Source organism: Mesorhizobium sp. M0618 (genome assembly GCF_040320765.1).
Lineage (GTDB): Bacteria > Pseudomonadota > Alphaproteobacteria > Rhizobiales > Rhizobiaceae > Mesorhizobium.
In genome coordinates, this window is the sequence record NZ_JAMYQH010000024.1 from 37,803 (window position 1) to 59,116 (window position 21,314).

Consider the following 21,314-nt stretch of genomic DNA (forward strand, 5'->3'; position numbering starts at 1 on the left):
AGGGATTCCCTTCCCTACTCCCTTACTGCCCTACTCCCTTACTCCCGTACTAAGCAGCAAGATCGCGCAGCACGTATTGCAGGATGCCGCCGTTCTTGAAGTAATCGAGCTCATCCAGCGTATCGATGCGGCAGATGATCGGCACATTCTTCACCGTGCCGTCGCCATAGGTGACCTTGGCGATCATCGTCTGGCGCGGTTTGATGGTGCTCAAGCCGTCGATCTCGACCAGCTCGTCTCCCTTGAGGTTGAGCGATGCCCATGAGGTGCCTTCCTCGAAGACGAAGGGGATAACGCCCATGCCGACCAGGTTCGAGCGATGGATGCGCTCGAAGGACTGGGCGATGACCGCGCGGACACCGAGGAGATTGGTACCCTTGGCAGCCCAGTCGCGCGACGAGCCGTTGCCGTATTCGACGCCGGCGAAGACAACCAGCGGCACGCCTTCCCTTTTGTACTCCATCGCCGCGTCGTAGATCGATTCCTCTTCCTTCGACGGGTAGTGGATGGTGTAGCCACCCTCGCGGCCGTTCTCGCCCAGCATGTGGTTGCGGATGCGGATGTTGGCGAAGGTGCCGCGCATCATCACCTCGTGATTGCCGCGCCTTGTGCCGTACTGGTTGAAGTCGGCGACGCCGACACCGTGATCGGTGAGGTATTTGCCGGCCGGTGAAGCCGCCTTGATCGAACCCGCCGGCGAAATGTGGTCGGTGGTGATCTTGTCGCCGAACAGGCCAAGCACGCGGGCGCCCTTGATGTCGCCGATCTTGCCGAAACCTGATGTCATGCCAGCGAAATAGGGCGGGTTCTGCACATAGGTCGAGTTGTCGTCCCAGGCATAGGTCTGGCCTTCCGGCGCCTTGACGTTCTGCCAGTACTCGTCGCCCTTGAAGACGTCGGCATATTTGCGGGCGAACAGCTCGCGGGTGACGTTCTTCTCGATGAACTCCTGGATCTCGGCCGAGCTCGGCCAGATATCCTTGAGGTAGACCGGCTCGCCGTTCTTGTCCTCGCCGAGCGGCTCGGTGGTCAGGTCCTTTGTGACGGTGCCGGCCAGCGCGTGCGCGACGACCAGCGGCGGCGAGGCCAGATAGTTCGCCTGCACGTCGGGCGAGACGCGGCCTTCGAAGTTGCGGTTGCCGGACAAGACCGCGGCAGCGATCAGGCCCTTGTCGTTGATGGTCTTCGAGATCGGCGCCGGCAGCGGGCCGGAATTGCCGATGCAGGTGGTGCAGCCGAAGCCGACCAGGTTGAAGCCGATCTGATCGAGTTCCTTCTGCAGGCCGGATTTCTCCAGATACTCGGCGACCACCTGGCTGCCCGGCGCCAGCGAGGTCTTCACCCATGGCTTCTGCTTCAAACCGAGGCGGTTGGCGTTGCGGGCCAGGAGGCCGGCGCCGATCAGCACACTCGGGTTCGAGGTGTTGGTGCACGAAGTGATGGCGGCGATGACGACGTCGCCATGACCGAGATCATGGTCGGTGCCTTCGACTGCGTAGCGTTTGGAGATTTCGGCGGCCTTCTTGTATTCGGTCTCCATCGCCTTGGCGAAACCTTCCGGAATGCCTTCCAGGGCGACGCGGCCCTCGGGCCGCTTGGGTCCGGCCATCGACGGCACGACGGAGCCAAGTTCCAGCTCGAGCAGATCGGTGAACACCGGATCGGTCGAGCCGGTCTCACGCCACATTCCTTGAGCCTTGGCATAAGCCTCGACCAGCGCGATGCGGTCCTCGCTGCGGCCGGACATTGTGAGGTAGCGGATGGTTTCCGAGTCGACCGGGAAGAAGCCGCAGGTGGCGCCATATTCGGGCGCCATGTTGCCGATGGTGGCGCGGTCGGCCAGCGTCATGTTGGAGAGGCCCGGCCCGAAGAACTCGACGAACTTGCCGACGACGCCCTTCTTACGCAGCATCTGGGTGACGGTGAGCACGAGGTCGGTGGCGGTGACGCCTTCTTTGAGCTTGCCGGTGAGGCGGAAGCCGATCACCTCAGGCAAAAGCATGGAGACAGGTTGGCCGAGCATGGCCGCCTCGGCCTCGATGCCGCCGACGCCCCAGCCGAGCACGCCAAGGCCGTTGATCATGGTGGTGTGCGAATCGGTGCCGACGCAGGTGTCGGGATAGGCTGTCGTTTCGCCGTCCTCGGTGTTGGTCCACACCACCTGGCCGAGATATTCGAGGTTGACCTGATGGCAGATACCGGTGCCGGGCGGCACGACGCGGAAGTTGCGGAACGCCTGTTGGCCCCATTTGAGGAATTTGTAGCGCTCCTCGTTGCGCTCATATTCCAGCTCGACATTGCGGGCGAAGGCCATCGGCGTGCCGAATTCGTCGACGATGACGGAATGGTCGATGACGAGGTCGACCGGCACCAGCGGGTTGATCTTCTGCGGATCGCCGCCGAGCGAAGCCATGGCGTCGCGCATCGCGGCAAGGTCGACCACGGCCGGAACGCCGGTGAAATCCTGCATCAGCACGCGGGCCGGGCGATAGGCGATCTCGACACCGGCGGTGCCCTTGTCGGTCAGCCAGCCGGCCACCGCCTGGATCGATTCCTTGGTGACGGAGCGGCCGTCTTCGTTGCGCAGCAGGTTTTCCAGCAGCACCTTCATCGAATAGGGCAGCTGCGAGATGCCGGTGAGACCGTTCTTCTCGGCCTCGATGAGGTCGAAATAGGCATACTCCGCGCCGCCTGCGGTCAGCGTGCGGCGGCAATTGAAACTGTCGAGGGATTTTGACACGTGCGATCCTTGTCTGTTCAGCCTGAAAGGGAACGGACGCCGATGGCATGCAATCACGCGCAAAGGTGCGGGTACGGCCATTTCCGCTGTCCGTTCCCAAGCAACCCGAGCCGTTCAAGGCGGCGCGTGCGCTGGTTCGGCGCTAATTCTGTTCCCGTGCCGACCGCTGGCACGGATGCACCGCATATAGAGAATTTTCTGGAATAGTTCTAGACAGTTGGAAAGCAAATTTGTGCGATGCGGCAGCGGCCGCGACACATGGTTTCAGGGCAGGCGAGGAATGCGGCTGATCGCCGAAAATCTGTGCGGCGAGCGAGGCGGCGAGGCGGTGTTTTCCGGCATCGATTTTGCCTTGGAGGAGTGTCGGGCGCTCATCGTCACGGGGCCGAACGGATCGGGCAAGTCGACCCTGCTGCGGGTCATCGCCGGGCTGCTGCCGGTGGCGCAAGGCAGCGTGAGGATCGAGGGTGGCGGCGAAGCGTTTCCGTCTGTTGCCTCGGCCTGTCACTACCTTGGCCACCAGAACGCAATGAAACCGGCGCTCAGCGTGGCGGAGAATTTGCGCTTCTGGCGCGACTTCAACGGCGACGGACAGCTCGGCGTCAAAGAGGCGCTGGAAACGGTCGGGCTCGGTGGCATCGGCCACCTGCCATTCGGCTATCTATCGACCGGGCAACGGCGCCGGGCGGCGATCGCGAAACTGCTGGTCAGCCACCGGCCATTGTGGTTGCTGGATGAGCCGACAGCAGGGCTGGACAAGGCGTCGGAGGCGCGGTTTGCGGGGTTGATGGCCAAGCATTGCACGGATGGCGGGATGATTGTCGCGGCGACGCATCTGCCGCTGGGGATCGAGGGGATGGAGTTGAGGATGGGGGAAACGGGTTGATGATGGCGCGCGAGCATCTCAAACTATGCTAGCTCTCTTCCTGCGCGACATCCGCCTCAACATCCGTGCGGGCGGCGGGGCGCTGACCGGGGTCATCTTCTTCCTCGCCGTCATCGCCACCATCCCGTTCGGAGTCGGGCCGGACCTGAAGCTGCTGGCCCGCATCGGACCGGCCATCCTGTGGATCGGCGCGCTGCTGTCCTGCCTGCTCGGGCTCGACCGGCTGTTCCAGGCCGATCGCGAGGACGGCTCGCTCGATCTCCTGGTGCTCGGCAATGATCGCCACATGCTGGCCTTGACGGTGCTGGTGAAATGCCTGGCGCATTGGGCGGGCAGCGTGCTGCCGCTGGTGGTCGCCGCGCCCCTGCTCGGGCTGTTCATGAACATGGAGCCGCTCGGCATCGGCGCCACGGCGCTGACGCTGCTGGTCGGCACGCCTGCCATCACCTTCATCGGCGCCGCCGGTGCGGCGGTGGCGGTGGCGCTGCCGCGTGGCGGGCTGCTGATCTCGGTTCTGGTGCTGCCACTGACCATTCCGGTGCTGATCTTCGGCGTTTCGGCAAGCTATGGGGCGACCGCCAATCCCGATCCGTTTCTGCAGCCCTTCCTCATTCTTGCCGCGCTAACCCTGTTCCTTGGCGTGCTGGGTCCGGTCTCGGCGGCGCTGGCGCTGCGCCATGGCACGGATTGACGCGGCGTATGACTGCGGCGCGGCGACCGATTGCGAAGCCGACGGAGCGAGGCTAAGGAAAAGCATGTCTAGACTGGGCGACATGATCGGTTTGGAAGGCCGCACTTCAGCGGGGCCCGTCGCATGAGCGCGCATGCACTCTACGTGACCGCCGCCTATGGCATCACGGCCGTGGTGCTGGCCGGATTGATCGGCTGGATCCTGCTCGACCAGCGGGCGCGCAGGCGTGAGCTTGCCGAACTGGAGGCGTCCGGCGTGAGGCGTCGCTCCGACAAGGTCGCAAAGCCATGAGCATCGAAACAGAAACGCCGCCCCCGCGCACTCGTCGCCTGTTCGTGCTGTTGCCGCTGCTGATCTTCCTCGGCCTAGCCGGACTGTTCCTGTCGCAGCTGCTGTCGGGACGCGATGTTTCGGAAGTGCCGTCGGCCCTGATCGGCCTGCCTGCGCCGCAAACCAGCCTGCCGGCGCTGGAGGGCTCAAACCTGCCGGGGCTCGATTCGAAAACCTTCGCCGGCAAGGTCACATTGGTCAACGTCTTCGCGTCGTGGTGCGCGCCATGCCGCGAAGAGCACCCGGTGCTTCTGGCGCTGTCGCAGGACAAGCGTTTCAGCATGGCGGCGCTGAACTACAAGGACCGGCCGGAAAACGCACGCCGGTTCCTCGGCGATCTCGGCAATCCGTTCCAGGCGATAGGGGTCGACGAAGCGGGCCGTGCGGCGATCGACTGGGGCGTCTACGGCGTGCCGGAGACCTTCGTCATCGGCAAGGACGGCAAGATCGCCTACAAGCATGTCGGCCCGCTGACGCCCGAGACGGCGAGAGATCTCTTGCTGCCACAGATAGACAAGGCGCTGGCGGCGTCGAACTGACGTCGCGACGCGCCTATACGCGTAGCTTCGTCATCCTTGGGTCTTCGCAACGCTACGCGTCGCTACGCCCAAGGATGGCGAACGTGATGAGGCGATCGAATACTCAGCCGTAGATCTGCTTGTGGATCTGGTAGAGCATTTCCGAGCGGTCGGCGCGCATGTCGGCCAGATCGCGGCTGGAAAAGCTGTCGATTTCGGCGACCAGGCGGTTGTAGTGCTTGCGCTTGGCAATGCTGTTGCGAGCGCGGGTCATGAGACTGTCGAGGATCATAGCAAGGTTCCTTTTTGGCGCCGCGTTTCGGCGGCCGTTTCTTCCTCCCTTGATCGATACGAAGCATGACATAGTAATTGTGCATTGCAAAAAGAAGATGTTGCAATGCACCATTGCGCTGAACGCATAGCCGGTTAATGCGGCGCTAACGTCATGCGCAGAGCCGGCAAGCGATCTTTTGCATCACACTGTGCGTACCCACATTGCCTTCTGTCCCTCCGGCTGTCTTGATCCGGTGTCATTGATGCCGGGAGGAAAAGCATGGCGGCTGCGGACCATTATGAAATTCTCGATCCGCGCTTCGCGCGCCTGTTCAACGGCAACGCGCAGGTCGAGAAGCTGTTCACCGGATGCCAGTGGGCGGAGGGGCCGGCCTGGTTCGCCGCCGGCCGCTATGTCGTCTGGTCCGACATCCCCAACAACCGCATGCTGCGCTATGACGAGACCGACGGCAATGTCAGCGTCTTCCGGCAGCCGTCCGGCAATTCGAACGGCAACAGCGTCGACCGGCAGGGCCGGCTGATCACCTGCGAGCATTCGGGCCGCCGCGTCAGCCGCACCGAGTTCGACGGCTCGGTCACTACGATCGCGGCCAAATGGAAGGGCAAGCGGCTGAATTCGCCAAACGACGCGGTGGTGAAATCCGACGGTTCTATCTGGTTCACCGATCCGAGCTACGGCATCGATACGGATTATGAGGGCGACAGGGCCGAGAGCGAAATCGGCGCCTGTCATGTCTACCGGGTCGATCCCGGCACCGGCGAGGTCGAAGCCGTCATCACCGACATGGTCCGGCCCAACGGCCTGGCTTTCTCGCTCGACGAGAGCAAGCTTTATGTCGTCGATACCGGCCGCACGCATGGCGCGCAGAATCCGGCGCATATGCGGGTGTTCAATGTCGGCAAGGGCGGCAAGAAGGTTTCGGGCGAAAAAGTCTTCGCCGACTGCACGGCCGGCCTGTTCGACGGCTTCAGGCTCGACGAGGACGGCCGCATCTGGACCAGTGCCGCCGACGGCATCCATTGCTACGATCCGGACGGCACGCTGATCGGCAAGGTCAAGGTGCCGGAAGTCACCGCCAATTGCGTGTTCGGCGGCAACAAGCTGAATTGCCTCTACATCGCCGGCACCACGTCGCTCTACATGGTGCGGCTCATGGTCAACGGCGCCAAGACATACTGAGACTGGAGCACTGGTGGCCGTTCGACGGTTTCATCGAAGCGGGTCGCGAGCACGAACATCCCGGGAGGAAAAAATGCCATTCGTCAACATCCGCATCGTCAAGGAAGTGATATCAGCCGATCCGGCGGGCAAGAAGGCGGACATCGCCAAAAAGGTCACGGCGGCCATCATGGACGCCACCGGGCTGAGCAATAACGATGTCTGGGTGGTTTTCGAGGAGGTCAATGCGCGTGATTGGTACGTTGGGAAGACTGATGTGGAGACGCTGCGAAAGGGTTGATTTCGAAGGCATGGCGAAGCCCCTTTCCTTCGTCATCCTAGGGCGAAGCAGTCGCGAAGCGACGTCGCGGAGACCCTAGGATCCATGCCGCGACTTTCGAGCAGGGCACAACGGTGCAATACTGTCTTTGGCGGTCCGTGTAGTATCCAACGTTAGGCTGACCTTCTTGGACCGATGCATTCTCGGCAAAGGTCGCGGCATGGATCCTAGGGTCTGCGCCGCGTCGCTTCGCTCCTTGCTTCGCCCTAGGATGACGAATGCGTGGTGGGTCGGCACTCAACGGGCGCGGATAAAGTCCGCGAAAGCATTCAGCGCATCGCGCATCGCTTGCCGGTTCGCCGGCTCCGCCAGGATGCTCTCGACCTCCGGCGGCTTCTTGCCGAGCAGGGCAATCTCCAGCACATCGTCGCAAAGCGCGAGCGACATGGTGCGCATGATCTCGGCCAGTGCGGCGCGGGCGAACAGCGAGCGCGGCGAGGCGTGCACCAGCATAGCCGGCTTGGCGACGGCGGCGTCGCGCGAGACCAGCCAGTCGAGCCCGTTCTTCAGCCCGCCCGGCACGCCATGGGCATATTCCGGACAGGAGACGATCACGCCGTCGGCTCGGGTGACGGCATCGATCAGTTCGGAGGCTTCGAGCGGCGTCCGCTCGCCCTCGTCGTCGGGATTGAAGATCGGCAGACAGCCAAGCCCGTCATAGACGCTGACGCGGCAGCCGGACGGTGCGTTGCGCGCCAGTGCTGCGATCAGGGCCGAATTGGTGGAAGCCGCGCGCAGGCTTCCGGAAATGGCAAGAATGTTCAGCAAGATGGACCAGTCAGGACGAATCGTGGGTCGAAAAACCTACCACATCGTCTTCTTGTATTCCTCGTCGAGCCAGCGGTCGGTCGCCTCGGCGGAATCGGCAACCGCCAATTGATCGCGCATGATCTGGCCGAGCGTCGGCAGCGTCGCGCGGTCGTACCAGGTTTCCGGCTTCCACAGGTCCGAGCGCATGAAGGCTTTTGCGCAGTGCATGTAGGCGGCCTTGACGCTGACCACGACGACGCTTTGCGGCTCCCTACCGTCGACGGCGAGCCGTTCGCGCAAATTTGCGTCGACGGTGATGCGGGCGTCGCCATTGACGCGCAGCGTCTCGTTCATGCCGGGAATGAGGAAGAGCAGCCCGACAGAGGGATTGAGGAGGATGTTCTCCAGCGTGTCGAGCCGGTTGTTGCCGGGCCGGTCGGGAATGGCGATGGTGGTGTCGTCGAGAACGGTGGCAAAGCCCGGCTTGTCGCCCTTCGGCGTCACGTCGGCGTTGCCGGCACCGTCGGACGAGCCGATCAGCACGAACGGGCTCTTGCCGATGAAGGAGCGGCAATGGCCGTCAAGTTTTTTCAGCTCCTTGCGGATAGAACCGTCGGTCGGCCGTGGCGTCTTGTAGATCGTCCTCAACTGGTCGCGCGTGGTGATGAATTCCATGTCCCTCTCCCCAGAACGGTTCATTGTTTCACGAACGCAGAACCGCTGTTTCCCTTTGTTTTGACGCTGCTCCGGACACTTTTCCTGGAGTTGTTCTATTTCCCGGCCTTCTCTTCTTTGCCGGCCTTGTCCTCGAGTGAATGACGCAGGATCAGCGGCATTTGGCTGAAGGTGAACAGAAGCGTGATCGGCATGATGCCCCAGACCTTGAAAGTAACCCAGGCGTCGGTGGAAAAATTGCGCCACACCACCTCATTGACGATGGCCAGGAACAGGAAGAACAGGCCCCAGCGGAAGGTCAGTTTCCGCCAGCCTTCGGCGTCGAGGCTGAAGGCCGAATCGAAGACATAGCCAAGCAGCGACTTGCCGAAGTAGAGCCCGCCGAGCAGCACGCCGCCGAACAGCGTGTTGACGATGGTCGGCTTCATCTTGATGAAGATGTCGTCCTGCAGATAGAGCGTCAGCGCGCCGAAGATGAAGACGACGACGCCCGACACCATCGGCATGATCGGCAAGGTGCGGGTGAGCAGCCACGAGGCGATCAGGGCGATTGCCGTGGCGGCCATGAACAGCCCGGTGGCGACGAAAATCGGCCCGCCGAACTCGGCCAGAACAGGGAATTTCTGCACCAGCCATCCGCCGCGCGCATTGGCGAAGAAGAACACCATCAACGGACCCAGCTCCAGCACCAGCTTGAGCAGCGGATTGACGCCTTCCTTCTTCTGCTTCTGCGGGTCCGACGGATCGCGTTCGAGAATGGGTGGGTTCATGGAATCTCTTTCTTGCGCATGATCTGATCCAAAAAGTCTGCAACTTTTTGGGTCATGCTTGTTAGGCCACTCCAGCGATCGCCCTGGCGAATTCGCTTGCCGAGAAAGGTTCGAGGTCGTCGACCTGTTCGCCGACGCCGATGAAATAGACCGGCAATTTGTGCTTTGCCGCGATCGCCACCAGAATACCGCCGCGCGCCGTGCCGTCCAGCTTGGTCATCACCAGGCCGTTGACGCCGGCGATATTGCGGAAGATCTCGACTTGGTTGAGCGCGTTCTGGCCGGTGGTGGCGTCGACTGTCTGCAGCACGGTGTGCGGTGCTTCCGGGTCGAGTTTGCCAAGCACGCGGACGATCTTTTCGAGCTCCGCCATCAGTTCGGTCTTGTTCTGCAGGCGGCCGGCGGTGTCGATGATCAGCACGTCGGAACCGGCCTCCTTGGCCTTCTCGAAGGCGTCATAGGCCAGTCCCGCGGCATCGGCGCCGATCTTTGAGGCGATCACAGGCGATTTCGTCCGCTCGCCCCAGATCTTCAGTTGCTCGATCGCGGCGGCGCGAAAGGTGTCGCCGGCGGCGAGCATCACCGACAGGCCACCATCGGTGAGCTTGGCGGCCAGCTTGCCGATAGTTGTGGTCTTGCCGGTGCCGTTGACACCGACCACCAGGATGACATGCGGCTTGTGTGAAAGGTCGAGCTCCAGCGGCATGGCGACATGGGCCAGCACTTTTTCCACCTCGGCCGCCATGATGGCGCGGACCTCGGTGTCGGAGACGTCCTTGCCGTAGCGGCTGGCGGCCAGCGCGTCGGTAACGCGCAAGGCCGTCTCCATGCCGAGATCGGCACGGATCAGCACATCCTCAAGGTCCTGCAAAGTCTCTTCGTCCAGCTTGCGCTTGGTGAAGACGCCGGCAATGTTGCCGGTGAGCTCCTTGGAGGAGCGGGCAAGCCCGTCCTTCATGCGCTGGAACCATGAGCGCCTCGGTGCCGGCTCCGGCGCCTTCTGTGGCTCGGCCTTCTGCTCGACCTTCTTGGTGACGGTCACCTTGCCGGGTGCGGCTTTTGGCTCCGGCGCGGGTTGTGGAAGAGACTGCGGCTCGGGCGCAATTTCCGCAATGACCGGCTGCGATTCGATCGGCGCCGGCTGGCGAATGGGAGGTGCGATTTCGGCAGGCGGGGCTTCGGGCGTCGGTGCTGAAACTTCTTCCTTCTCCCCGTCTTCAGACGGAGAGAAGGTGCCAGCAGGCGGATGAGGGGCGGCGCTGACCTCTGATAATGGCTGAGCAGGGGCCGGCCCCGGTGTCGGCACCTCGATCGGGGCTGGTGTCTCGGCCGGAACCTCGGCAGGCGTCGGCACTTCGACCGGTTCCGGTTCCGGCTGCTGTTCCGGGCGTGACGGGACGATCTCCGGCTCGGCCGGCGCGGGTGGCGGGACCTCCTGCGGCTGCGGTTCGGGAGCAGGCTCCGGAACGGCGGGAGGCGTTGGTATCTCCTCGGGCGCCGGCGGCTCGGCAGGCGTCTCGGGCGCGGGTTCTTCTTCCGGCTCGGGCTCCGGCAGGGGTTCCGGCTCGGAGGGAATAGTCGGCTCCGGTGCTGGCGGAATGGCCGGTGCCGGCTCGGGCACCGGCTTCTCGACAGGCGCCGATTCCGGCGCGGGGATCACTTCCGGCTCGACCGTCGTCGGCGTCGGCGCAGTTTCCGCCTCGCGCTCCAGCTCGTCACGCTTCAAGAACTCCGGAACGACCTGCTCGGCCGCCGGCTTCAGCGCCTCGAGCGCTTCCCATTTGATCGGCGGCAGCGGGGCGGTCTCGTCGACCCGCTCCTCGACCACCTCTTTCTTGCCGAACGAAAATATCTTCTTGAAAAAACCAGCCATGCTTTGCGTTTCTCAGGCGGCGCGGGCGGCATGCGGCGCCGCGATCAGCCGGATACCATCGTGGCCTGAGATACCGGCCTCGACGATCTCACCCGGTGCGCCCGTGCCGAGTGCGGCAAGCGTAAAACCCTCGGTGCGGCCAAGGCCGTCGCGCTCGATCAGGATCGACTGACGCGTACCGGTGAGCGACGACAGATGCCTGACATAGGCAGCTTCACCGGCGGCACGCAGCCGGGCGGCGCGCTGCTTGACCACCTCGCGGCGCAGCTGCGGCATGAGCGCGGCGGGCGTGCCTTCGCGTGGGCTGAAGGGGAAGACGTGGAGATGGGTCAGGCCACACTCCTCGACAATTTTCTCCGAGTTCTCGAACATTTCGTCGGTCTCGGTCGGGAAGCCGGCGATGATGTCGGCGCCAAAGACGATACCGGGGCGCAGCTTGCGCACATCCTCGCAGAAGCGGATCGACTGATCGCGTAGGTGCCTTCGCTTCATCCGCTTCAGGATCATGTCGTCGCCCGATTGCAGCGACAGATGCAAATGCGGCATCAACCTGGGCTCGGTGGCGATGGCATCGAGCAGATCGTCGTCGGCCTCGATCGAATCGATGGAGGACAGCCGCAGGCGCTTCACGTCCGGCACCTGTTTCAGGATTGTTTTCACCAGCCTGCCGAGCTTCGGCGCGCCCGGCAGATCGGCGCCGAATGATGTCATGTCGACGCCGGTCAGAACGATCTCGGCATAGCCGTTGCCGGCGAGCCGCTTGACCTGCTCGACCACGGCGCCCATCGGCACCGAGCGCGAATTGCCGCGGCCGTAGGGAATGATGCAGAAGGTGCAGCGGTGGTCGCAGCCATTCTGCACCTGGACGAAGGCGCGTGCCCGGCCCTCGATGGCGTCGACCATGTGGCCTGCGGTCTCACGCACCGAAAAGATATCGTTGACGCGCGCCTTCTCGGTGTCATTGACGCCGAAATCCGGCAGCGCGCGATAGGAGTTGGCCTTCAGCTTCTCCTCATTGCCAAGCACGAGATCGACCTCGTCCATGGCGGCGAATTTTTCAGGCTCGGTCTGCGCGGCGCAGCCGGTGACGATGATGCGCGCCTGCGGGTTGTCGCGGCGGGCCTTGCGGATCGCCTGTTTAGCCTGGCGCACTGCTTCGCCTGTCACGGCGCAGGTGTTGAAGATCACGGCACCACCTTCCAGCGCGCCCAGACCGGCACTTTCAGCCTCGCGCCGCATCACCTGCGATTCATAGGTGTTGAGCCGACAGCCGAAGGTGACGACATCGATGCCCTGGGACATCGGGCTCTTGGGCAGAGCGGACATCAGGCCGCGCTTTCGGTGTCGCGGGCCCATGTCCCGTTCGACGGGTCGAAGCTGCCGGAAAATTCCCATTCGGCGGCGCCGGTCAGCACCACATGGTCATCGTCGCGCCATTCGACATGCAGCGTACCGCCGCCTGGCGTCAACAGACCGACGCTGCGGCCGGTCCGGTTGGTACGGGCCGCAGCCACGATAGCGGCGCAGGCGGCCGAGCCGCAGGCCTTGGTCAGGCCGGCGCCGCGTTCCCAGGTGCGGATGACCATTGTTTCGGGCGAAGTAACCTGCGCGATGGTTATGTTGGCGCGCTCGGGGAACATCGGGTGGTTCTCGAGCAGCGGGCCGAAGCGATCGAGCTCATAGGACCAGACGTCATTGTCGACCCAAAAGATGGCGTGCGGATTGCCCATCGAGACGACCGAGGGTGAATGCAGCACCGGCGCGTCGATCGGGCCGATCTGCAGCTCGATCATGCGGGTGTCGCGGAATTCCTCGGCCAGCGGGATATCCTGCCAGCCGAAGCGCGGCGTGCCCATATCGACCGAGATCGAACCGTCGGCATGTTCGCGCGCATTGAGGATGCCTGCCACGGTTTCGAAGGTGAAGATCTTCTGGCCGGTCTCGGCGGCGAGCGCCTGGACGACGCAGCGCATGCCATTGCCGCAGGCCTGCGCACCGGTTCCGTCGGAGTTCAATATGTCGATGAAAAAAGCGGTGCCCGGCGTCCTGGCATCGTGGATCGCCATGATCTGGTCGAAGCTGGTCGCGGCATCGGCGTTCAGCGCAATCGCTGCCGCCCCCGTCACTCGATCGGCACGGCCGCGCATATCGGCAACGATGATCTCGTTGCCGATGCCGTTCATCTTGGCGAAAGGGGCAGTGCTGGCCATTGCTCCGGAAATTCCGTGTCCGTTTGGCGCTATATGGCGGAAACGGGCAGGAATTACCAGTGCGCAGCCGCTTGGTCACGGTGAAAGCGCCGGACTTACGTGACGGCGAAAATGCCCAGCACCACCAGCAGGAAGATGATCAGAACGATGCCGATAAGAATGCGCGCGCCGGTGGCGGCAGCACCTGCAAGCGCCGGCATGCCGAGCAGGCTCGCCGCCGCGGCGACGATCAGGAGGATGATGATCCATTTGAGCACGGCGATGCCTCGCAACCCGACAGATTTTTCAACCGCATGAAAACGCTGTTGCCGCGCTGGGGTTCCGTCGAAACCGATGCGGATCAGGGCGCTATGTGCTCCGGTACATCCCATACCTCGCCCGGCCGCAAGGCGCGAAAGCGCTCGAGGGGGATGCCTTGATCGTCAAGCGCCTCGGTCAATTTGCGCGCCGGCTCGTCGATCGGCTCGTCAGTGAGCTGGAAAGTTCCCCAATGACAGCCGGCGGCATGGGCGGCATTGCACAGCGTCATGCCTTGCACCGCTTCCCAGGGGTTCTGGTGCTGCGGCGCCATGAACCAGCGCGGCTCATAGGCGCCGATCGGCAGGATGGCGAAGCGGAAACCGCCATGTTTCTCGGCCATCCGCCGGTAGTTGATGCCATTGTGAAAGCCGGTATCGCCGGCGAAATAGAGCTTGCTGTCAGGTGTTTCGACGACGAAGCCGGCCCAAAGCGCCATGCGCCGGTCGCGGGCGCCACGCGCCGACCAGTGATGCACCGGCTCGACATGGACGGCGGCGCCATCGCCGATCTCGACCCTGTCGCCCCAGTCATGCGCCGACAGTCGCATGCCGGGCACGGCGGCTTCGATGATGGCGTCGTTGCCGAGCGGAGTGAGCACCAGCGGGTCGTGGCCGGCCTTCAGCCGCTTCAACGTGGCGAGGTCGAGATGGTCATAGTGGTTGTGGCTGACCAGCACGAGGTCGATCGGCGGCAGGTCGGCAAAGGCGATGCCTGGCGCATTGATGCGTTTTGGTCCGGCGAAGGAAAGCGGCGACGCGCGCAGCGACCACACCGGATCGGTAAGAATGTTCAGACCGGCCGTCTGGACCAGCAAGGTGGAATGACCAACCATGGTCACTTCCAGCGCGGCGCCCTCGACCCGAGCCGTCGGTTTCGCCTGCGGAAAGGGGCTTGCATCGCTCGCCGGCCATTTCGAGCGCTGGCCATTCAACTGCCATTTCAGCAGGTCTGCGAAACGGCCGGGTGGCTGGCCGTCGGGATTGAAGAACAATGCGCCGTCGAAATGGTCGCTGGGCGGGCCGCTGTAATAGCGATTGGCGGCAGTCTTTCTCGCGGCCAATTTGCGGCTCCAGCAGGGTTTCGTTTTCCAGACATAGGCGCTAAGGCGGTTCGCGCAAGCGTCCACCGACGAAGTGTTGACCGGAATTCCCAAGCGACGCGCGACAAGCGGTCAGCCGTCCCATTGCGATAAAATTGCAACACTTCTGGCTGCAACTGTATTTTAACCATATCGGGTTGAAATTTCGCCACCTTCTCCATCTTGGTGGGGGTGAGATTGTGCGGACGGCTTCCCCCCAGCCGGATCCGACGGAGGTTGGAATGACTTTTTCGAAAACCGGTCTGGTGGCCATATCGCTGGCGGCGCTCGTTGCGGGCGGCTGTTCGACCTCACGTTTTTCCTCGATGGATGACCAGCAGCCGGCACCGCTGGAGGCCGCGCCCGCCGGCAAGGTGACGGCGAACCAGTTGCCGCCGCCGGCATCGCCCGGCACCACCGACCCGTCGCAATTCCCGACCGCTCCCGCGAACACGCAGGTCGCCGCGCTGCCTTCGGACGGTTCGGCGCCGGCCGGCGCTTCGGACGTGACCGCCGCCAGCGTTGCCGGTGTCTGGAACGCCAGCGTTGCGGGCCAGAGCTGCAAGGTGGCGACACCGCAGACCAAATTCGGCGCCGGCTTCCGCGCCGGGCCGCTGCACTGCCCGGCACCGATGGACGGCATCAAGTCGTGGAACGTCGCCGGCAAACAGCTGACGCTTTATGATGAGAGCGGCGGTGCGCTGGCGCGGCTCTATTCCTCGGGCGGCTCGAAATTCGATGGCCAGACTTCCAACGGCCAGCCGATTTCGCTTACGAGATAGTTTTTGTTTTACGCAATTCCGGTTCCCGGAATTGCTCCAGAACGACGTGACCGATGCATCTGCGTGACGGCCTCCAGACCCATGCGACCGTCAGGCAGCGCTACGACCATCTGGTGGAAACCGGTACGATCGACCGCGATCCGGCGCAGGAACGCATCGTTGCGGCGCTCGACCGGCTGACCGATGAGATTTCGGCCAAGCGGCTGGCGCATAAGTCGAGCGCGCTGGGCTGGCTGTTCGCCCGCAAGCGCGAGACGCATGAGGCCGTCAAAGGCCTCTACATCCATGGCGGCGTCGGTCGCGGCAAGACCATGCTGATGGACATGTTCTTCGACTTGCTGCCGGTGCGGCGCAAGGGCCGCGTCCACTTCAACGACTTCATGGCCGACGTGCAGGACCGTATCCAGAAGCACCGGCAGGCGCGCAAAAATGGCGACGTCAGGGAAGACGATCCGATCCCGCCGGTGGCCAAGGCCCTTGCCGAGCAAGCCTGGGTGCTGTGCTTCGACGAGTTCTCGGTTACCGACATTGCCGACGCGATGGTCCTGTCCAGGTTGTTTTCGGCGCTGTTTGCCAGCGGCGTGGTGCTGGTCGCCACCTCGAATGTGGCGCCGGAAAACCTCTACCGCGACGGGCTGAACCGCCAGCTTTTCCTGCCCTTCATCGGCATACTGGAGCGGCACACACAGGTGCTGGCGCTCGATGCCGACAAGGACTACCGGCTGGAAAAGCTCGCCCGGACACCGGTCTATGTCACGCCGGCCGACGCGGCGGCGGACCAGCTACTCGACGAGGCCTGGCAAGCCATGACGCGGGGCGCGCCGACCGCCGAGACATCGATTGCCCTCAAAGGGCGGCAGGTGATCGTGCCGCGTGCGGCGGGCGATGCGGCGCGGTTCTCCTTCGCCGATTTCTGCGAGAAGCCGCTTGGCGCGCGTGATTTCCTGGCGATCGCCGGGCGCTTCTCAACCATTTTCATCGACCACGTCCCGGTGCTCGGCGAAGGTAAACGCAACGAGGCCAAGCGCTTCATCCTGCTGATCGACACGCTCTACGACCATCATGTGCGGCTGGTGGTGAGCGCCGAAGCGCAGCCGCCGCAGCTTTATGCAGCCAAGCGCGGCGTTGAAGTCTTCGAGTTCGAGCGCACCGCATCGCGGCTGATCGAGATGCAAAGCCGCGACTGGCTGGAGGATTGGGCGGAGCGGCAGAAAGGAAAGCCGGCGCCAGAGGGACAGCAGGCGCAGGCCTAGAAATCGGATCCGTAGCGTTCCTTCGCGCGCCTCTATCTCGCCAGCACGATCAAGGGCTCTGTTGTTGTCGAGCCAGCCGATCCGGCCTGACCTGCTCGTCGAACACATCCTTGGCGACCGCCATCACAAGGGCGTCATCGTCGGCATCCAGCCTTACGATTTCCATCTTCGTCGGCTATTTCTTCCCAAGTCGGCTTACAAACTTTGACGTTTACGTAAATCCCAAATGATCTAACCGATTGAAAATACTGACACCAAAATAATCGTTTGAATTTTTTGCGTGCCGGGGCTATTGGGTGCGGCGAAAATTCGCGGTTCCCCGCAGCATTCCGGCCTCTTCTTCGACGCCGCCATCAAATCACCAGAGATTTGAGACGTCGTCACCGACAAAGGGAAAACATCCTCACATGGCACGCAACAAGATAGCGCTTATCGGCTCTGGCATGATCGGCGGCACGCTCGCTCACATGATCGGCCTCAAGGACCTCGGCGACGTGGTGCTGTTCGATATTGCCGAAGGTATCCCGCAGGGCAAGGGGCTCGATATCGCGCAGTCGTCGCCTGTCGATGGCTTCGACTCCAGGCTCACCGGCATCAACGACTATGCCGGCATCGAAGGGGCCGACGTCTGCATCGTCACCGCCGGCGTGCCGCGCAAGCCCGGCATGAGCCGCGACGACCTTTTGGGCATCAACCTCAAGGTCATGGAACAGGTCGGCGCCGGGCTGAAGAAGTACGCGCCGAAGGCCTTCGTCATCTGCATCACAAACCCGCTCGACGCCATGGTCTGGGCGCTGCAGAAGTTCTCAGGCCTGCCCAACAGCCATGTCGTCGGCATGGCCGGCGTGCTTGACAGCGCGCGCTTCCGCTATTTCCTGGCAGAGGAATTCAAGGTCTCGGTCGAGGACGTCACCGCCTTCGTGCTCGGCGGCCACGGCGATTCCATGGTGCCGATGATCCGCTATTCGACGGTATCGGGCATTCCGCTGCCCGACCTCATCAAGATGGGCTGGACCTCGAAGGAGAAGCTCGACCAGATCGTGCAGCGCACCCGCGACGGCGGCGCCGAGATCGTCGGCCTGCTCAAGACCGGTTCGGCCTATTACGCGCCGGCCGCTTCGGCGATCTCGATGGCCGAAGCCTATCTCAAGGACAAGAAGCGCGTGCTGCCCTGCGCGGCGTATCTCTCCGGCCAGTATGGCGTCAAGAACACCTATGTCGGCGTTCCCGTGGTGATCGGCGCCGGCGGCGTCGAGCGCATCATCGAGATCGAACTCAACAAGAGCGAGCAGAAGATGTTCGACTCCTCTGTGGCGACGGTGCAGGGCCTGACCGAGGCCTGCGTCAAGATCGCGCCGCAACTCGCCTCCAAATGAATCTCCAGTAAGTGAACCCCCAGTCGATCCGGAGACCACCCAGATGAACATCCATGAGTATCAGGGCAAGGCGCTGCTGAAGAGCTTTGGCGCGCCGGTGGCCGAAGGTGTGCCGGTGTTCAAGGCGAGCGAAGCGGAAGCCGCCGCCAAGGCGCTGCCGGGCCCGCTCTATGTGGTGAAGAGCCAGATCCATGCCGGCGGCCGCGGCAAGGGCAAATTCACCGAGCTCGGCCCGGACGCCAAGGGCGGCGTGCGGCTGGCGAAATCGGTGGCCGACGTCGTCGCCAACGCCAACGAGATGCTGGGCAACACGCTGGTGACCAAGCAGACCGGTCCGGCCGGCAAGCAGGTCAACCGCCTCTACATCGAGGACGGTGCCGACATCGAACGCGAGCTCTATCTGTCGATCCTGGTCGACCGTTCGGTCGGCCGCATCGCCTTCGTCGTCTCGACCGAAGGCGGCATGGACATCGAAGCGGTCGCCCATGACACGCCCGAAAAGATCATCACCGTCGCCATCGATCCGGAAAAAGGCGTCACAGCAGCCGACCTGAAGGCGCTCAACGGCGCGCTCAAGCTCGACGGCGATGCGGCCAAGGACGGCGATACGCTGTTCCCGATCCTCTACAAGGCCTTCGTCGAGAAGGACATGAGCCTGCTCGAGGTCAACCCGCTGATCGTCATGAAGAACGGCCGGCTGCGCGTGCTCGACGCGAAAGTGTCGTTCGACAACAACGCGCTGTTCCGCCACCCCGACGTGCTCGAACTGCGCGACACCACGGAAGAGGACGAGAAGGAAATCGAGGCGTCGAAATACGACCTCGCCTATGTCGCGCTCGACGGCAATATCGGCTGCATGGTCAATGGCGCCGGCCTTGCCATGGCGACGATGGACATCATCAAGCTCTATGGCGCCGAGCCGGCCAACTTCCTCGATGTCGGTGGCGGCGCATCCAAGGAAAAAGTCACGGCGGCGTTCAAGATCATCACCAGGGATCCGGCAGTCAAGGGTATCCTGATCAACATCTTCGGCGGCATCATGAAGTGCGACATCATTGCCGAGGGCGTCATTGCCGCGGTCAAGGAAGTCGGGCTGGAAGTGCCGCTGGTGGTGCGCCTGGAAGGCACCAATGCCGAGCTTGGCAAGAAGATCATCAACGACAGCGGCCTCAACGTGGTGTCGGCCGATGATCTCGACGACGCAGCCAAGAAGATCGTGGCGGCGGTGAAGGGCTGAGCGGATGCCTCCGCGCAAGATAAACCTCGTCGAGGCGGCGGATCGGACCATCACCAAGGTTTTCGATCCGCATATCGCCGGCGATGTCAACGACAGCCAGGCGAAGGTCGCCAAGTTCGGCGAGATGTTCGACTGGCATGCGCATGACAATGAGGACGAAGCCTTCCTCGTGCTGCGCGGGCGTATCGCCATCGATTTCCGTGACGGTCCCGTCGAGCTCGGCGAGGGCGATTTCATCGTCGTGCCGCGCGGCGTCGAACACCGGCCGCGCTCGCTGACTGCGGAACCCGTCGTGCTGATGTTCGAGCCGGCAACGACGCTCAACACCGGCAATGCCAAAAGCGACCTCACCGTCGCCGACCTGAAGCGGCTGTAACGAACTTGCGACTGCCACACAGTTACACATATACTGTGTGAAGTAGGCGCAGGAGAAAAGAGAAATGAAGAACATCACTCTGGCAGTCGAAGACGAGGTCTTGGAGCAGGTCAAGCTGACGGCCGCCGAACAGCGAACGACCGTCAACGCCATGGTGCGGGAGTTTTTCTCGGCAGTGGCCGCCAAGCGGTACGCCAAGGACGAGGCACGGCAGGCCCTTCTGCGGCTCGCCCGCGAGGCGGCAGGCGACATGGGTGGCAAGAAATGGAACCGGGAAGCTCTCTATGATCGCTGACTGCTTCCTCGACACGAACATCCTCGTCTATGCCGCCATCGGACACAAGGCCGAGCGCGCGAAGTATGAGCGCGCCGTGGAGTTGATCGCCAAGGAAGACTATTCGACCTCCGCACAGGTGCTGCAGGAGTTCTATGTCAACGTGACCAAGCGGGCTGAGGTCACACTGGCGCCGGCGAAGGCGGCCGAATGGGTCGCCGCGATCTCCATGAAGCCCTGCCAGGATCTGGATAGCGCCGTTGTAATGCAGGGCATCGCGAACGCGCAACGCTACCAGATTTCATATTGGGATGGCGCCATCATCGCCGCCGCCGAGCGCCTTGGCGTCAAGATACTCTACACCGAAGACCTCAACCACGGGCAGTCTTATGGCTCCGTGGTCGCCATGAACCCCTTCCGCAATCACTGATCAGGTCGCAAAAAATGTCCATTCTCGTCGACAAGAACACCAAGGTGCTGGTGCAGGGCCTGACCGGCAAGACCGGCACGTTCCACACCGAACAGGCGCTGGCTTATCACGGCACGAAAATGGTCGGCGGCATCCACCCGAAGAAGGGTGGCGAGACGTGGACCGGCGCGAAGGGCGAGAGCCTGCCGATCTTCGCCACCGTCGCCGAGGGCAAGGAAAAGACCGGCGCCAACGCCTCGGTCGTCTATGTGCCGCCGGCGGGTGCCGCCGAGGCCATCCTGGAAGCGATTGAGGCCGAGATCCCGCTGATCATCTGCATCACCGAAGGTATCCCGGTGATGGACATGATCAAGGTCAAGGCGCGGCTCGACCGCTCGACGTCGCGGCTGATCGGGCCGAACTGCCCGGGCGTGCTGACGCCCAACGAATGCAAGATCGGCATCATGCCCGGAAACATCTTCCGCAAGGGCTCGGTCGGCGTTGTTTCGCGGTCGGGAACGCTTACCTATGAGGCAGTGTTCCAGACCACCAATGTCGGCCTCGGCCAGACCACCGCCGTTGGCATTGGCGGCGACCCCGTCAAGGGCACCGAATTCATCGACGTGCTCGAAATGTTCCTCGCCGATGACGAGACCAAGTCGATCATCATGATCGGCGAGATCGGCGGTTCCGCCGAGGAAGACGCCGCGCAGTTCCTCAAGGACGAAGCCAAGCGTGGCCGAAGCAAGCCGATGGCCGGTTTCATCGCCGGGCGCACGGCGCCGGCCGGCCGCACCATGGGCCATGCGGGCGCGGTCATCTCCGGCGGCAAGGGCGGCGCGGAAGACAAGATCGCGGCGATGGAATCGGCTGGGATAAAAGTATCGCCCTCGCCGGCGCGGCTAGGCACGACGCTGGTCGAGGCGATCAAGGGTTAAGGCAGTAAGGGAGTAGGGCAGTATGGCAGTAGGGGAATAGGAAGAACGGGACGAG

At 63.2% G+C, this 21,314-nt stretch carries 24 protein-coding genes; 14 read left to right on the plus strand and 10 right to left on the minus strand.

Features of this window, described 5'->3' with window-relative positions:
- Nucleotides 1–49 precede the first annotated feature (49 nt).
- Nucleotides 50–2,740, minus strand: a complete 2,691-nt coding sequence (acnA, locus tag NKJ04_RS23375) for an aconitate hydratase AcnA (RefSeq protein ID WP_127273510.1) — start codon at nt 2,738–2,740, stop codon at nt 50–52.
- A 280-nt stretch (nt 2,741–3,020) separates the two neighbouring features.
- On the opposite strand from acnA, the gene ccmA reads away from it, so the two are divergent.
- The 4 genes from ccmA to NKJ04_RS23395 all read left to right on the plus strand — a co-directional run bounded on the left by ccmA (nt 3,021) and on the right by NKJ04_RS23395 (nt 5,186).
- The gene (ccmA, locus tag NKJ04_RS23380) at nt 3,021–3,626 is read left to right on the plus strand and encodes a heme ABC exporter ATP-binding protein CcmA (protein WP_352555580.1); all 606 of its coding nucleotides are present in this window, start codon (nt 3,021–3,023) and stop codon (nt 3,624–3,626) included.
- Between the two features lie 25 nt (nt 3,627–3,651).
- Entirely contained in the window at nt 3,652–4,317 is a 666-nt protein-coding gene (ccmB, locus tag NKJ04_RS23385) for a heme exporter protein CcmB (protein ID WP_352442575.1), read from the plus strand.
- A 123-nt stretch (nt 4,318–4,440) separates the two neighbouring features.
- Entirely contained in the window at nt 4,441–4,608 is a 168-nt protein-coding gene (gene ccmD, locus NKJ04_RS23390) for a heme exporter protein CcmD (RefSeq protein ID WP_352555578.1), read from the plus strand.
- Complete coding sequence (locus tag NKJ04_RS23395; RefSeq protein WP_023811300.1) at nt 4,605–5,186, plus strand: DsbE family thiol:disulfide interchange protein; 582 nt, start codon at nt 4,605–4,607, stop codon at nt 5,184–5,186. The genes ccmD and NKJ04_RS23395 overlap by 4 nt, the downstream gene beginning before the upstream one ends.
- Before the next feature lie 103 nt (nt 5,187–5,289).
- On the opposite strand, the gene NKJ04_RS23400 is transcribed toward NKJ04_RS23395, so the two are convergent.
- A complete protein-coding gene (locus tag NKJ04_RS23400) occupies nt 5,290–5,457 on the minus strand; it encodes a hypothetical protein (RefSeq protein ID WP_013528833.1) in 168 nt (55 codons plus the stop codon).
- A 261-nt stretch (nt 5,458–5,718) separates the two neighbouring features.
- Between NKJ04_RS23400 and NKJ04_RS23405 the strand changes: the two genes are divergently transcribed.
- Nucleotides 5,719–6,639, plus strand: a complete 921-nt coding sequence (locus tag NKJ04_RS23405; protein WP_352677504.1) for an SMP-30/gluconolactonase/LRE family protein — start codon at nt 5,719–5,721, stop codon at nt 6,637–6,639.
- Nucleotides 6,640–6,712: 73 nt separating this feature from the next.
- A complete protein-coding gene (locus NKJ04_RS23410; protein ID WP_352677505.1) occupies nt 6,713–6,919 on the plus strand; it encodes a tautomerase family protein in 207 nt (68 codons plus the stop codon).
- 276 nt (nt 6,920–7,195) lie between these two features.
- Here the strand turns inward: NKJ04_RS23410 and NKJ04_RS23415 are convergent, their stop codons facing one another.
- The 8 genes from NKJ04_RS23415 to NKJ04_RS23450 form a co-directional block, all read right to left on the minus strand.
- On the minus strand, nt 7,196–7,726 hold the full coding sequence (locus tag NKJ04_RS23415; RefSeq protein ID WP_352677506.1) for an NADPH-dependent FMN reductase: 531 nt from the start codon (nt 7,724–7,726) through the stop codon (nt 7,196–7,198).
- Between the two features lie 36 nt (nt 7,727–7,762).
- On the minus strand, nt 7,763–8,383 hold the full coding sequence (locus NKJ04_RS23420; protein WP_023811295.1) for a pyridoxamine 5'-phosphate oxidase family protein: 621 nt from the start codon (nt 8,381–8,383) through the stop codon (nt 7,763–7,765).
- A 95-nt stretch (nt 8,384–8,478) separates the two neighbouring features.
- Nucleotides 8,479–9,153 (minus strand): septation protein A, encoded by a 675-nt coding sequence (locus NKJ04_RS23425; protein WP_027037447.1) that lies wholly within the window; start codon nt 9,151–9,153, stop codon nt 8,479–8,481.
- Nucleotides 9,154–9,214: 61 nt separating this feature from the next.
- On the minus strand, nt 9,215–11,026 hold the full coding sequence (gene ftsY, locus NKJ04_RS23430) for a signal recognition particle-docking protein FtsY (RefSeq protein ID WP_023811293.1): 1,812 nt from the start codon (nt 11,024–11,026) through the stop codon (nt 9,215–9,217).
- A 12-nt stretch (nt 11,027–11,038) separates the two neighbouring features.
- Nucleotides 11,039–12,352 (minus strand): tRNA (N(6)-L-threonylcarbamoyladenosine(37)-C(2))-methylthiotransferase MtaB, encoded by a 1,314-nt coding sequence (gene mtaB, locus NKJ04_RS23435; RefSeq protein ID WP_352677507.1) that lies wholly within the window; start codon nt 12,350–12,352, stop codon nt 11,039–11,041.
- On the minus strand, nt 12,352–13,236 hold the full coding sequence (dapF, locus tag NKJ04_RS23440) for a diaminopimelate epimerase (RefSeq protein ID WP_352677508.1): 885 nt from the start codon (nt 13,234–13,236) through the stop codon (nt 12,352–12,354). The genes mtaB and dapF overlap by 1 nt, the downstream gene beginning before the upstream one ends.
- Nucleotides 13,237–13,331: 95 nt before the next feature.
- On the minus strand, nt 13,332–13,493 hold the full coding sequence (locus NKJ04_RS23445; RefSeq protein WP_013528842.1) for a DUF1328 family protein: 162 nt from the start codon (nt 13,491–13,493) through the stop codon (nt 13,332–13,334).
- An 83-nt stretch (nt 13,494–13,576) separates the two neighbouring features.
- Nucleotides 13,577–14,596, minus strand: a complete 1,020-nt coding sequence (locus NKJ04_RS23450) for an MBL fold metallo-hydrolase (RefSeq protein ID WP_352677509.1) — start codon at nt 14,594–14,596, stop codon at nt 13,577–13,579.
- Nucleotides 14,597–14,856: 260 nt separating this feature from the next.
- Here NKJ04_RS23450 and NKJ04_RS23455 point away from each other — a divergent pair, with 260 nt between their 5' ends.
- The 8 genes from NKJ04_RS23455 (at nt 14,857) to sucD (ending at nt 21,259) form a co-directional block, all read left to right on the plus strand.
- Entirely contained in the window at nt 14,857–15,396 is a 540-nt protein-coding gene (locus NKJ04_RS23455) for a protease inhibitor Inh/omp19 family protein (protein WP_352677510.1), read from the plus strand.
- Between the two features lie 53 nt (nt 15,397–15,449).
- Complete coding sequence (gene zapE, locus NKJ04_RS23460; protein WP_352677511.1) at nt 15,450–16,649, plus strand: cell division protein ZapE; 1,200 nt, start codon at nt 15,450–15,452, stop codon at nt 16,647–16,649.
- A gap of 407 nt (nt 16,650–17,056) precedes the next feature.
- Nucleotides 17,057–18,025, plus strand: a complete 969-nt coding sequence (mdh, locus tag NKJ04_RS23465) for a malate dehydrogenase (RefSeq protein ID WP_013528846.1) — start codon at nt 17,057–17,059, stop codon at nt 18,023–18,025.
- A gap of 43 nt (nt 18,026–18,068) precedes the next feature.
- Nucleotides 18,069–19,262 (plus strand): ADP-forming succinate--CoA ligase subunit beta, encoded by a 1,194-nt coding sequence (gene sucC, locus NKJ04_RS23470; protein WP_023811286.1) that lies wholly within the window; start codon nt 18,069–18,071, stop codon nt 19,260–19,262.
- Nucleotides 19,263–19,266: 4 nt separating this feature from the next.
- A complete protein-coding gene (locus tag NKJ04_RS23475; protein WP_023811285.1) occupies nt 19,267–19,638 on the plus strand; it encodes a cupin domain-containing protein in 372 nt (123 codons plus the stop codon).
- 64 nt (nt 19,639–19,702) lie between these two features.
- Nucleotides 19,703–19,933, plus strand: coding sequence for a hypothetical protein (locus NKJ04_RS23480; protein WP_023811284.1), 231 nt, complete (start codon nt 19,703–19,705; stop codon nt 19,931–19,933).
- On the plus strand, nt 19,923–20,342 hold the full coding sequence (locus tag NKJ04_RS23485) for a PIN domain-containing protein (protein WP_023811283.1): 420 nt from the start codon (nt 19,923–19,925) through the stop codon (nt 20,340–20,342). The genes NKJ04_RS23480 and NKJ04_RS23485 overlap by 11 nt, the downstream gene beginning before the upstream one ends.
- A 14-nt stretch (nt 20,343–20,356) precedes the next feature.
- Nucleotides 20,357–21,259: a succinate--CoA ligase subunit alpha gene (gene sucD, locus NKJ04_RS23490; RefSeq protein ID WP_023811282.1), complete on the plus strand. Its 903-nt coding sequence runs from the start codon at nt 20,357–20,359 to the stop codon at nt 21,257–21,259.
- The last annotated feature ends 55 nt before the right edge of the window (nt 21,260–21,314 follow it).

Coding starts and splice junctions, on each gene's coding strand:
- ccmA (WP_352555580.1), top strand. CDS start 3,021: ATGCGGCTGATCGCCGAAAATCTGTGCGGCGAGCGAGGCGGCGAGGCG.
- ccmB (WP_352442575.1), top strand. CDS start 3,652: ATGCTAGCTCTCTTCCTGCGCGACATCCGCCTCAACATCCGTGCGGGC.
- ccmD (WP_352555578.1), top strand. CDS start 4,441: ATGAGCGCGCATGCACTCTACGTGACCGCCGCCTATGGCATCACGGCC.
- NKJ04_RS23395 (WP_023811300.1), top strand. CDS start 4,605: ATGAGCATCGAAACAGAAACGCCGCCCCCGCGCACTCGTCGCCTGTTC.
- NKJ04_RS23400 (WP_013528833.1), bottom strand. CDS start 5,457: ATGATCCTCGACAGTCTCATGACCCGCGCTCGCAACAGCATTGCCAAG.
- NKJ04_RS23405 (WP_352677504.1), top strand. CDS start 5,719: ATGGCGGCTGCGGACCATTATGAAATTCTCGATCCGCGCTTCGCGCGC.
- NKJ04_RS23410 (WP_352677505.1), top strand. CDS start 6,713: ATGCCATTCGTCAACATCCGCATCGTCAAGGAAGTGATATCAGCCGAT.
- NKJ04_RS23420 (WP_023811295.1), bottom strand. CDS start 8,383: ATGGAATTCATCACCACGCGCGACCAGTTGAGGACGATCTACAAGACG.
- NKJ04_RS23425 (WP_027037447.1), bottom strand. CDS start 9,153: ATGAACCCACCCATTCTCGAACGCGATCCGTCGGACCCGCAGAAGCAG.
- ftsY (WP_023811293.1), bottom strand. CDS start 11,026: ATGGCTGGTTTTTTCAAGAAGATATTTTCGTTCGGCAAGAAAGAGGTG.
- mtaB (WP_352677507.1), bottom strand. CDS start 12,352: ATGTCCGCTCTGCCCAAGAGCCCGATGTCCCAGGGCATCGATGTCGTC.
- dapF (WP_352677508.1), bottom strand. CDS start 13,236: ATGGCCAGCACTGCCCCTTTCGCCAAGATGAACGGCATCGGCAACGAG.
- NKJ04_RS23455 (WP_352677510.1), top strand. CDS start 14,857: ATGACTTTTTCGAAAACCGGTCTGGTGGCCATATCGCTGGCGGCGCTC.
- zapE (WP_352677511.1), top strand. CDS start 15,450: ATGCATCTGCGTGACGGCCTCCAGACCCATGCGACCGTCAGGCAGCGC.
- mdh (WP_013528846.1), top strand. CDS start 17,057: ATGGCACGCAACAAGATAGCGCTTATCGGCTCTGGCATGATCGGCGGC.
- sucC (WP_023811286.1), top strand. CDS start 18,069: ATGAACATCCATGAGTATCAGGGCAAGGCGCTGCTGAAGAGCTTTGGC.
- NKJ04_RS23475 (WP_023811285.1), top strand. CDS start 19,267: ATGCCTCCGCGCAAGATAAACCTCGTCGAGGCGGCGGATCGGACCATC.
- NKJ04_RS23480 (WP_023811284.1), top strand. CDS start 19,703: ATGAAGAACATCACTCTGGCAGTCGAAGACGAGGTCTTGGAGCAGGTC.
- NKJ04_RS23485 (WP_023811283.1), top strand. CDS start 19,923: ATGATCGCTGACTGCTTCCTCGACACGAACATCCTCGTCTATGCCGCC.
- sucD (WP_023811282.1), top strand. CDS start 20,357: ATGTCCATTCTCGTCGACAAGAACACCAAGGTGCTGGTGCAGGGCCTG.